The sequence below is a fragment of the Oleiphilus sp. HI0117 genome, from assembly GCF_001635235.1.
Genome location: NZ_LWGA01000690.1, coordinates 1 through 11,351, shown reverse-complemented (window position 1 = coordinate 11,351; position 11,351 = coordinate 1). Strand labels below are relative to the sequence as shown.

The following is an 11,351-nucleotide window of genomic DNA, read 5'->3' as shown; positions in this document are numbered from 1 at the left end:
TGAACACGCAACTGGTCGTCAACGACAGACATATCGTCATTACCCATTTTGCAGGTACCCACGGGGTGATAAACCAGACCTAAACGATCTTTGCACGCTTGCAGAATGTCTGCATCGGAGGTGATATCAGCTCCTGGGTGAACTTCGTCGCCACGATGATCATCAAAAGCTTCAGATGCTAGGATTTTTCGCGCGACCCGAATGCCGTCAACCAAAACTTTTTGATCTTTTTCTTGAGAGAGGAAGTTAAAATCGATTTTGATTCGATCGCGAGGGTCTAAAGACTTTAAGCTTAGTTGACCACGACTTTCCGGTCTGAGTACGCACACATGTAGGGAGTAACCATGTTGCGAAAGTAAACCAAGATCTCTGCCGCAATCATCAAAAAGAAGTGGTACGAAGTGCAGCTGAATATCAGGAACCTCAACAGAAGGACCAGATTTCAAGAAGCCGCCAGATTGGGTTATCGAATTAGCAAGATTACCTTTTTTAGCAGTAAAGTAATTAAAAGCATCTGGCAAGGCTTTTAATAACCCGGATGGCGTAATAGAAAATCCGTCTTTTTTCTTGCTTTTTACCAATACACAAGCATCAACATGTTCTTGAAGGTTTTTTCCTACTCCTGGAAGATCATGAACGACAGCTATACCTACTTTCTCGAGCTCCTTCTTATCACCGATCCCGGACAGCATGAGAGTTTGTGGTGTGTTAAACGCACCACCACACAAAATAACTTCTTTTTTAGCATGAGCGGTATACTCTTTTTCTCGTTGCGAATAGACCACACCTTTGGCCTCTTTATCTTCGAGAATAATTCGATTAACTAAGGCTTCACATTGTATGTGCAGATTTTTTCGAGTACGAGCAGGCTTTAAATAGGCCCGTGAGACACCGCACCTTTCGCCATTCTTGATTGTAAACTGATAATAGCCCACACCTTCAAATTGAGGCCCATTGAAATCGTCATTTAAAGGGTATCCCGCTTGCTCAGAACCTTTTAGGAAGCACTCATTCAAGGGGTAAGTATTTTGTGTGTTTGAGACATAAAGAGGACCTTGGCTGCCGTGGTAGTCATTGCATCCTCGCTCATTTGTTTCGGCTTTTTTAAAATAGGGCAACATTGAATCGAATTTCCAGCCCTTATTTCCTTGGGCTTCCCAGTGATCATAATCAGATTTGTCGCCTCGAACATAGACCATTGCGTTGATGGCGCTACTTCCGCCTAAGGTTTTTCCTCTGGGGCAGAACATTGGTTGCCCCTTACGAATGTCGGCAACGGCTTCAGACTCATAGCCCCAGTTATATTTTTTACTATACATAAAGTAAGCAAAAGCTCCGGGTATTTTAATCATTGGACTTTTGTCTTCAGGTCCGGCTTCAAGTACCAGCACCGAGTTCTTTTCATTCTCGCTTAAGCGATTCGCAAGCACACTGCCCGCCGAACCGGCGCCAACAATGATGTAGTCGTATATTAGTTCTGACATCTTGTCACCCAATCTAGAGTCAATATGGTTATCATGAGGGTGATGTTAACTGAGTGCTCAGCACCTAAGAATGGCGGGAGTTGCCAAGGACAGGTCAATAAGTGTCAATAACGATAAACTTCCTTACCCTTCTCGATACTGTGATGGCGCGCAGCCAAACCAGCGTTTGAAACTGCGCCCAAAATTCGACACATCTTCGTAACCAAGCTGTAAAGCGATCACATCTATCTTTTGATCTGTTTTCTTCAGCAAGTATTGAGCATTTTTTTTCTTGGCGTCTTCCATTAGAAGTTTGAAAGTCTTACCTTCTTGCTTCAGTTTTCTGATTAAGGTGCTCTTGGACATATAAAGCGTCTTGGCGGTTTGCTCGAGTGATAGTTCAAACTGAACACTCGAAAGAATTAGTTCATTCACTTTGTCTGATAATGTGCGTGATTCCAGTAAACGATTAAGCTCATTCTTACATTGTTGAGCGGCCATTTCGGCAGTAACCGGATCTGCTGAAACGCAGGTGATCGCCTTCCACTCCAATGGCATACCATATCGCAAAACTCCGTCTGAATAACGAATGCGCTTCGGCAAACACGATCCATATAAGTCACTCCAGTCAGGCTCTTCGAAAGGCAGCTCCAGAACGCATTCTTCTACTTTTGAGCCAATAGCAAATTTGATAATGTTGAAAACCAGCGCAGCAATCGTCTCATAAAGAACAACATCAATGTCTCCCCAATCGGCAAGGGGTTTTATACAGAGATAGATGTTCTCTTCATCCTCTTCGATATAGAAGCTGAGAATTTGTGCGCGAATTTTGTAATATTCACAAAGAAATACCAGGCTGTCTTCCAGGTTGGTTGCATGCGACAGGCCATAGCCTACATGGCCATGACTGGACAAGCTGATGTTCCTACCGACAAACAATCCTAACGAACGCGGACACCCCTTTTTCCACATATAGTGAATAAGCTGTTTCAAGGTATCCACTTTAATGAAGGGCTCGCTTTCGTTGTGATCAACCTGTTTCCAGAAAGGTTGTAGATCAATTCCTTGCTCTTCGGCATAGCGCGAGAAATGGTTTAGATAAGTAGCAGACAGAAGTTCAGGGTTCATAGGCTAAATTGATGCTTAGTTTTATCTTTATAAGCTAGCCGCAAGCTAGTTCAAATGCAATGAAAATACACAAAAACTTAGAAGAACTGAACGCCCCTTCCGCGTAAAGCTCCGTTTCCTAGGTCCGGATAGTTTAGGTTCGATAGATCCATACCACTTAGCGTTATAGAGTGCAGGCTAGCTTGTTTTTCTACAGTAGTAATGCCAAAACAAATTTATCTGGATACTAGAATTAAAAGGCGCGTCACACTTCAGCGACTAACAGACCTAATGAGTCGAAGATCTAATGAGTCGAAGATCTAATGGTTTTATTTTTTAACAGCGTTGCATGGGCGATTTCTGCTTGGGAGGAAGGATGACAGTTTGAATCTACTGCTGTTTCAGCATCAGCTAATGGCATGCAGTAAGATTAAAGCAGAGCACTAAGATATAAGCAGCTTATTGTCTAAGTTGCGTTTGTCTGGATAACTTGATTATGTCCGCTAATCACCAATTCCCGATATCAATCGACGATTCAGAATCAGTAAGTTTCGGCCAACCTTGAAGCAAGTGCCAAGGTCTGAAATTGGCACATTGCTGACTAAGATTGGGCAGGGCATTTCTAGGCTCTAGTCGAAACCGCTATTTAAGTAGGTCAGATTGCGTGCCGACTTTTTCACCTAATTAAAGAGTTCGTTGATTTAGATATAGGAAGAAAGAAGCCTCTCCTTCTAAACCAAGCGCCCCCACATATCATACTCATCAACCTCTTCGACCTCTACTTTAACCAAGTCACCGACACATAGGTGAGTTGCTCCATCGATGAAGACGTTACCATCTATTTCAGGTGCGTCTGCTGAGCTCCTACCTACCGCGCCTTCTTCAACCACTTCGTCAATGATCACCCATTGCAATGAACCAACCTTTGCTCGCAAACGTTCGGCACTAATCTCAGCCTGCTTTTCCATAAACCTTTTGTGCCTACTCTCCTTCACTTCTTCGGGGACCTGATTCGCCAAGACGTTTGCTGGCGCGCCCTCTACAGGAGAATACGTAAAGCAACCTACACGATCTAACTGGGCCTCTTCTAAAAAGTCCAATAGCTCCTGAAAATCTTGCTCTGTTTCACCCGGAAAACCAACAATGAAGGTGCTTCTTATCGTAAGTTCAGGACATATCTCGCGCCAGGAACGAATGCGATCGATGACCTTCTCGCTGTGCGCAGGACGTTTCATTGCTTTTAGTATTTTTGCACTAGCGTGCTGGAAGGGAATATCCAAATACGGCAGAATCTTTCCTTCTGCCATTAAGGGGATCAGTTTATCAACATGAGGATAAGGATAAACGTAATGCATTCTTACCCATACACCCAATTCTCCTAGCGCAACAGCGAGGTCTTGCATACGTGTTTCGTGAGCCCGGCCTTCCATAAAATCGAGCTTATATTTAACATCGACACCGTAGGCGCTTGTATCTTGAGAGATAACAAGAAGCTCTTTTACACCACTTTCTACCAAGCGTTTGGCCTCTTCAATAACTTCAGAAATTGGGCGACTTACCAAATCTCCGCGCATATGAGGGATAATACAAAAGCTACAGCGATGGTTACATCCTTCCGAGATTTTAAGGTAAGCATAATGCTTAGGTGTTAATTTGATGCCTTGAGCAGGCACCCTGTCACTATAGTGCGTTTCCTGTTCTTTCGACGGGGGAGCATATTCGTGAACAGCGCCCATTACGCTTTCATAATCGGCCGGTCCGCTAACGTTTAACACTTCAGGGAAAGCGCTCTTTATCTGCTCTGCGTCACTCCCCTTGCCCATACACCCGGTGACAACGACCTTACCATTCTCGCGCATCGCTTCATTAATCGCATCGAGTGATTCTTGCTTGGCAGAGTCAATAAAACCACAAGTATTTACGACCACAACATCCGCATTATCATATTCTGGGGCGACTTCGTAACCTTCAAGCTTTAATTTGGTCAATATACGCTCAGAGTCTACTAAAGCCTTTGGACATCCCAGACTAACGAACCCTACACGTTTCTGACCTTGTTCTTCGCTCATAACTTACCAACCTCAACCCCATTAATTTGGCGCGGATATTACCACACCTCACTAACAAGCCCAAAACACAGCCACAAATTTAAAATAGTTGTAAAATCAACTATAATTAGCTGATCTGATGCACGTTATTCAATAGAATACCGCTTCACTTTTACGCAGACACTGACATATTGCTTAGAGTACCAACTTACAATTATGCTCATTCACCTTTTCGAACTGTTAACACTTTGCTTAGTTTTCCTTGCAGCATATCGCGGGCGTTACTATTACCGCGTGACTGCTTTAGAGGGTGCTAACCATGTTCACACCACGAAAAGTAGTTTAGCAAGCGAGCTCCCCGCATTTGTGGCACACTCGCCTACCGAAGCGGTAGAGCCTACAGAAAAACCTGTAGACATGAGTACAGACAAACCAAAGGTGCAAAAAGGTGACGTACTCAATAATTACATCGGTGATTTCTTCTAGCTCATTTCTTTTCGAAAGGTTTGGATTCAAGGCTTAAATTTCTCTGGCTTTAAGTAATGAGAATGGTAGTATTCAGCTAATTTCACTCCAACCTGTAAGAAGGTGAGGCTTTTACGCACGTGTTAACATTGAATACTCTCTACAAGCTCTGTTTTCGAATACTCGCGCTATTTCTTTTGTCTTTCACGATTAACCATGCTTATGCTGAAGATTTCAGCGAAGAAATATTCCAGGTAGAATACATTCTCTTTACTCACCAGGGGCATGTCGAAGCGAATAGAAAGTTTAATCTTGTTCCCTACAATCCACCTCGGCATTCACAATACACTCATTTGATCGAAGGTTTAGAAACCTTATCGAACTTCCAATATGAACAGCTTGATAGTTCATCAATGCAACTCAATGATGCGCTTTCAAAATTAAATAAAAGTAGGGATGTACGCGTCATTAAATATGGCGCTTGGCAACAAGCCATGGAACCAGGCAGCACATTACCCCCACTTCGTATATCTGCGCTGACCGATGTAGTTCAAAATGAAAGCTATTATGGTGAAACTCACCTAGAGGGAACGCTTACTATTAAACGTTCCCGATACATGCACATCGAAGCAGATTTATTTCTTACCAGTTTTTTGTTTTATCCAGAGCGAAACATTTTCGACTGGCTACTTTCGACCAGCACTATTCGACACAAAACTGATTCATTGCTACAAGCATACAAGCCAGACGAAATTGTTTTAAGCAAGCACTCTTCCTCCAGGATACCTAGTCAGGTATTCCGTTTACACCAAAGCCGGCGCTTAAAATATGGAGAAATTCATTATTTAGATCACCCGGCAATCGGTTTAATTGTCACCATTAATAAATTAGAGCCAGAGCCCGAGATCTAGCAGATAGAGCTACTATTATTAGCGTTATCTAGCGACTTATTATGAACGATAAATCAAGCACAAATGAAACCAGAACTTCTGACACCCTTTTACCTTCTATTTGGGTGGACGCTGATGCCTGCCCGGTTGTTATTCGCGACATTTTGATTAAAGCTGCGAAAAGAACCAATGTTGTGATCACGTTCGTTGCTAATCAGCATATCCCCCTACCAAAGTACAAGACTCTAAGGTCAATTCAGGTTAGTAGTGGCTTTGACGTTGCAGACAACTGGATAGTGCAACAAACGAACAAAAATGATCTTGTCATCACTCAAGATATTCCTCTCGCCGACGAAGTAATTACCAAGGGTGCCAAGGTTATCGGTACACGGGGGCAGCTCTATACAAAGGAAAACATCAAGTCGCGCTTAAATATGCGAGATTTTATGGAGACAATGCGATCCAGCGGTGTTCATTCAGGAGGACCACCGCCCTTAGGCCAACAAGAAAGGCAAGCCTTTGCGAATCGCCTGGATCAATGGCTCCAAAAGTCGGGCTTCTAAGCCAACACTGCGCATAGCCACCTACTTTCTTTCCGTTTACAAACTGCTACAAATTAGCGACACGCAAGCACTCCCATTTCTGTGCAAAGGGCTTATACTTATTATCAATCAGAACTTAATAGTCTAAGGCTATGAATAAAATTAAGTGAAATCCCAGCCAAGGTAGTTTATATTTTATATGTACCGCTTAAGAAGTTTTCTCTCTGGAAGGTTTGATATGACAACAAAAGCATCTAAAGAAGCAAGTCGTTTAGCGAAACAAAATACAGCGCCAAGAAATTCGAATGGCACCGAGTTAATTGATCAAGAACTACCAAGCTCCCCTGCATTACACCTAGTTGAATTTAACCACATAACTGTAGACAAGTACTCAGCAGAGCAAATTCGAGAAATGTATCAAAACCAACTAACTAAGAAAGCAAGCTAACAAACATTCCCGAATACCACCTCTTAACTGCAGCAGCGGGATTTGTGTGACACACATTGTCAGCTAACAGAACCCGCTGCTTAATTGCTCGACTATAAACTTCCCAGATCTTGAAAAATCAGCTCGCTTACGCGTGCTGACGCTTTCGAAACTGCCTCTTTTATATCTGCCATTGTAATAGGCGTATCTGACAAACCTGCTGCCCAATTCGCACTCAAGGCAATACAGGCATAGTCCAACTCCAATTCTCTTGCTAGCGCAGCTTCAGGCATGCCCGTCATTCCGACCATATCGCAGCCTTCAGCCTTACAACGAAGTATTTCAGCTGATGACTCTAATCTCGGCCCCTGAGTAGCACCGTAAACTCCACCATCCAAGACATCAAATGACACCGCGCTTGCTGAGCGAAGAAGTTTTGCTCTCAATGTTTCAGAGTACGGCTTGGTGAAGTCGATATGATCAACAGTTTCGCAATGAATGCCATCATATATAGTGTGTTCACGCCCATAAGTGTAATCAATAATTTGGTCTGGAATGGAAAGATTACCCGGGCCGAGCTTTTCATGAATTCCGCCTACCGCGTTAATTGCGATAATTCTATCGACACCTGCTTGCTTCATGGCAAAGAGGTTGGCACGATAATTTATCAAATGAGGAGGAATACGGTGAGGATTACCGTGACGCGCCATGAACGCAAACTTAAGCCCGTTTAGTGCACTTATCACAACTGGGCCACTGGTTTCTCCGAAAGGCGTACTTGGCCATAGCTGCTCTACAAGCTCAGCACCCGACATTGAACCAAAGCCTGTTCCACCGATAATTCCTAACATATAAATTCCCACTTAAAGCTCAAGGCTAGTCATTAACCAATTGAGTCATCATCTTATTAGTCTTGTGGCGATTGCCCTTTTATCTCACCTTCAATGCGTAAGGCCTCTGGCATATGCAAAGTAGAGGTTGGAAAAGCAATCTCTGCATTCTCGGCTGCAATAATGTCGTAAACACGAATTAAGACATCCTGCTTAACTTCATGATATTTAATCCAATCAGTTGTTTTGGTGAAGGTGTAGATAAAGAAGTCCAAGGATGACGCCGCGTAGGCATTAAAGTTTACGATAAGGGTTTGTGTGGTATCAATTTCAGGGTGCTGCAATAGCATAGCCTTAACATTGCTAATAATACGAGGCAGCGCGGCGGCATCATCGTATCGAATACCAATCGTTTCATAGACTCTTCTATGGCTCATACGTGACGGGTTTTGAACTGATATGTTCGTAAATACAGAGTTTGGCACATACAATGGCCGTTTATCGAAGGTTTTTATGGTGGTTAAGCGCCAGCCAATTTTAATTACAGTACCTTCAATTTCCTTATCGGGTGAGCGAACCCAATCGCCAACCTTGAAAGGTCGATCCAGGTAGATCATTAAGCCACCAAAAAAATTGGCCAACAGATCCTTTGCAGCAAAGCCCACGGCGAGACCACCGACACCACCAAACGCTAGGACACCACTCATGCTATAACCCATGGTCTGTAGCACGACTAATACGCCAATAATAATAACAATTGCACGCAATAACTTACCAATAGCCGAAACTGTTGTTTCATCCATTGGCTGCTTCATCTTTTCGCCACAAACAACGATCTTCTCGCCGCCCGAAATAAATCGGACAACAAACCACACCAGGCAAAAAACGATGATTATTTGTTGCGTATTACTAATAAATACTGAAAGGTCAACACCTGATTGACGCTGAACACTATAAGCAATCCAGGACAAACCGAGTAACCAAATAACCAAAGCTATCGGTGATCGTGAAGAATGAAGTAAAGTGTCATCCCACAAGTTACGCGTTTTAAGAAACTGCGCTTCAACGCGCTTAAGGAATACTTTAGATAAGAAACTAATCAAACCGGTTAGCAATAGAATAATCGAAATCTCGACAACTTGACGAACAAGCAAGTTTTCGAGCCCGCTATTTAATAAGAAGGTATTCAAAATATTCCAATTCATACTACCCCACCCCTAATTTTTATTAAGATGCTATTTGTTATAGGTCTTCCATACCTCAGATGCCTTAACATCTTCGATACTTAGTTTTTTGCTTGCTTGGTAGCGCATTCGTTTGAGTCTTTGATTATCGACGGTTAGATCACCTTGCTGCAGCAAAGATTCCAAATGCAGCCTCACTTCTTGCGCAGCATCTGGATTGTTACAGACAAGCACCATATCACAACCAGCAGACAAAGCCGCATCTGCACGCGCGACATAGCTGCCTGCAACACTAGCACCTTCCATTGACAAGTCATCACTAAATATAACCCCCTCAAATCCAAACTTTCCTCGCAGAATATCCTGCATCCAAACATTGGAAAAGCCAGCGGGTTGATTATCTACCTGGCTATAAATGACATGAGCAGGCATCAATGCATCAAGCCCTAATGGGATTAAGCGCTCAAAAACAATCGTATCATTTTGCATGATCTGCTCTAGACTACGATTGTCTTCCGGGATCTCATGATGTGAATCAGCAACAACCGCTCCATGACCAGGAAAATGCTTCCCTGTAGAAGCCATGCCTGCTTCTTTCATACCTGAAACCAGCGATGAAGATAAAGCAGTAATCGTCTCAAGATCGCAGGAAAATGCTCTATCGCCGATTACTTCAGAAACACCATGGTCGCGATCTAATACTGGCGTAAAGCTGATATCAATATCAAATGCAATTAGCTCTGCCGCGATTAACCAACCCAGATCAAAAGCTTGCTTTAAGCCCTGCGCTTTATCCTCTTGATAAACCCGGTCAAGAGACCTCATTGGCGGTATTCGCGTGAACCCTTCGCGAAATCGCTGAACGCGTCCACCTTCGTGATCAACGGCGATAATAAGATTGCTTGAGCACTCCCGGATCTCCGAGATTAGCTTAGTCAATTGACCAGGGTTCAGGTAATTTCTTGAGAAGAGAATAACTCCCCCAACAACCGGACTAGATAAGACCTGTTTTTCTTCTTCATTCAACTCAGTCCCTGCCACATCAAGCATCAGCGGGCCAATATTGTTTTCCTTCATATTCACTATTACTCTATCAAAGAAACTATTCTTTAATTAAAACACGCGTCCCGACACAAACACGAGAAAATAAATCCATTACATCTTTGTTACGCATCCGAATACAGCCATGAGACAAAGGCTGCCCCATTGGTTCAGAGTCAGGGGTGCCATGAATGTAAATATAGCGCCTCATACTATCAACTTTAGCCAAGCGGTTATAGCCAGGCTCAAGTCCGCTTAACCACATAATGCGCGTCAGAATCCAGTCTCGTTCGGGGAAATTATTTGCAAGCTTAGCTGAGTAGATCTCACCTGTTGGGCGACGCCCGGCAAAGACCGTATTAATAGGAGAATTGGCACCAATTTTAGCGCGAATATAGTGATAACCTAAAGGCGTACAACCTGAATCGCTAAACTGTCCAACTCCGTTAAGGGCGGTGGACACACTAAAACGAGCCACTTTGTTTTCATTAAACAAAGTCAGCTGCTGTAACTTTACATTAACTTCGATTCTGGGCTGACAAAGGGAAAATTCACTCTCTAACGAGCGTCTAAGTCCTGGTTCAAACGGCATTCACTTCACACTCCCTATGTCATGAGCAGCGAGCAGAAAATCAGTTAACAGGAGCTGCGCTCAATCCGGCTGCTAGAAATGGCACAAGGTAATTAACGACTTTTTCTGTATCCACCTCAGAATCCGGCTTATTCGACAGAATGTCAGATAACTGCTGAATACTGGACATTGTAAAGGCTGTTGCACCGATAACAAATTGAGTTCTCCAGAAACGCTCAGCCGTCGATAGCTCTGGCGTAATATCCTTAAGCAGATTTAAGAAAGGCCAGAAAGTTTTTGCATACTCGTCTTCTAAGTATTTACGCAAATGACCTTGTGATTGAGTATAAGCAAGGCCAAGCATTCGCATAAATATAGAAACACCATTTTTATTGCGTGTAGGTATCTTTAACAGACTACTCGTGTACAACCTTAGAACATCTTCTATACTTGGTGTGCAACCTTCATTGTCCCAGTTATTCTCGCGCAGACCTTCAACCATTAACTCATTTAGCGGTGCAAGAAAGCGATTAAACACTGCCTGGATAAGCGCATTTTTTGAACCAAAATGATAGTTAACCGCCGCTAAGTTGACACCGGCTTTGCCCGTAATCATTCTTAGTGAAGTTTCTGAGAAGCCCTTTTCAGCAAAGAGAACCTCGGCAGCATCAAGTATTCGGTTAACAGTCTCGGTATAAGCCATATAATTCTTTTAGTATATATATTCCAAACAGATGTTTGAAACATACGTTTGATCTAGCTTAAAGTCAAGATTTTAGATTC

General features: G+C 43.1%; 12 protein-coding genes. 4 read left to right on the top strand and 8 right to left on the bottom strand.

Annotated features, from left to right (window positions below; all coding sequences use genetic code 11):
- From A3757_RS09855 to rimO, 3 genes are all read right to left on the bottom strand, one after another.
- The coding region (locus tag A3757_RS09855) for a GMC family oxidoreductase (protein ID WP_068739503.1) at positions 1–1,484 on the bottom strand (1,484 nt) is incomplete at its 3' end.
- A 123-nt stretch (positions 1,485–1,607) separates the two neighbouring features.
- On the bottom strand, positions 1,608–2,591 hold the full coding sequence (locus A3757_RS09850; protein ID WP_068507109.1) for a helix-turn-helix domain-containing protein: 984 nt from the start codon (positions 2,589–2,591) through the stop codon (positions 1,608–1,610).
- Positions 2,592–3,301: 710 nt separating this feature from the next.
- Positions 3,302–4,639, bottom strand: a complete 1,338-nt coding sequence (gene rimO, locus A3757_RS09845; protein WP_068507108.1) for a 30S ribosomal protein S12 methylthiotransferase RimO — start codon at positions 4,637–4,639, stop codon at positions 3,302–3,304.
- Positions 4,640–4,834: 195 nt separating this feature from the next.
- Between rimO and A3757_RS09840 the strand changes: the two genes are divergently transcribed.
- The 4 genes from A3757_RS09840 to A3757_RS09825 all read left to right on the top strand — a co-directional run bounded on the left by A3757_RS09840 (position 4,835) and on the right by A3757_RS09825 (position 6,963).
- Positions 4,835–5,104 carry a hypothetical protein gene (locus tag A3757_RS09840; RefSeq protein WP_068507106.1) on the top strand — a complete coding sequence of 90 codons (270 nt, stop codon included), beginning with the start codon at positions 4,835–4,837 and terminating at the stop codon, positions 5,102–5,104.
- 119 nt (positions 5,105–5,223) lie between these two features.
- Positions 5,224–5,994: a CsiV family protein gene (locus A3757_RS09835; RefSeq protein ID WP_068507104.1), complete on the top strand. Its 771-nt coding sequence runs from the start codon at positions 5,224–5,226 to the stop codon at positions 5,992–5,994.
- A gap of 41 nt (positions 5,995–6,035) precedes the next feature.
- The gene (locus A3757_RS09830) at positions 6,036–6,536 is read left to right on the top strand and encodes a YaiI/YqxD family protein (RefSeq protein WP_068507094.1); all 501 of its coding nucleotides are present in this window, start codon (positions 6,036–6,038) and stop codon (positions 6,534–6,536) included.
- Positions 6,537–6,753: 217 nt separating this feature from the next.
- Positions 6,754–6,963 carry a hypothetical protein gene (locus tag A3757_RS09825; protein WP_068507091.1) on the top strand — a complete coding sequence of 70 codons (210 nt, stop codon included), beginning with the start codon at positions 6,754–6,756 and terminating at the stop codon, positions 6,961–6,963.
- 92 nt (positions 6,964–7,055) lie between these two features.
- On the opposite strand, the gene A3757_RS09820 is transcribed toward A3757_RS09825, so the two are convergent.
- From A3757_RS09820 to A3757_RS09800, 5 genes are read right to left on the bottom strand one after another with little or no spacing between them, the layout of a single operon-like run.
- Positions 7,056–7,793 (bottom strand): S-methyl-5'-thioinosine phosphorylase, encoded by a 738-nt coding sequence (locus A3757_RS09820; RefSeq protein ID WP_068507088.1) that lies wholly within the window; start codon positions 7,791–7,793, stop codon positions 7,056–7,058.
- 56 nt (positions 7,794–7,849) lie between these two features.
- The gene (locus A3757_RS09815) at positions 7,850–8,977 is read right to left on the bottom strand and encodes a mechanosensitive ion channel family protein (protein ID WP_082865387.1); all 1,128 of its coding nucleotides are present in this window, start codon (positions 8,975–8,977) and stop codon (positions 7,850–7,852) included.
- A 30-nt stretch (positions 8,978–9,007) separates the two neighbouring features.
- A complete protein-coding gene (nagZ, locus tag A3757_RS09810) occupies positions 9,008–10,033 on the bottom strand; it encodes a beta-N-acetylhexosaminidase (protein WP_068507086.1) in 1,026 nt (341 codons plus the stop codon).
- A 25-nt stretch (positions 10,034–10,058) separates the two neighbouring features.
- Positions 10,059–10,589, bottom strand: a complete 531-nt coding sequence (locus tag A3757_RS09805) for a L,D-transpeptidase (protein ID WP_082865388.1) — start codon at positions 10,587–10,589, stop codon at positions 10,059–10,061.
- Between the two features lie 40 nt (positions 10,590–10,629).
- Entirely contained in the window at positions 10,630–11,271 is a 642-nt protein-coding gene (locus tag A3757_RS09800) for a TetR/AcrR family transcriptional regulator (RefSeq protein ID WP_068507084.1), read from the bottom strand.
- Positions 11,272–11,351: the final 80 nt, after the last annotated feature.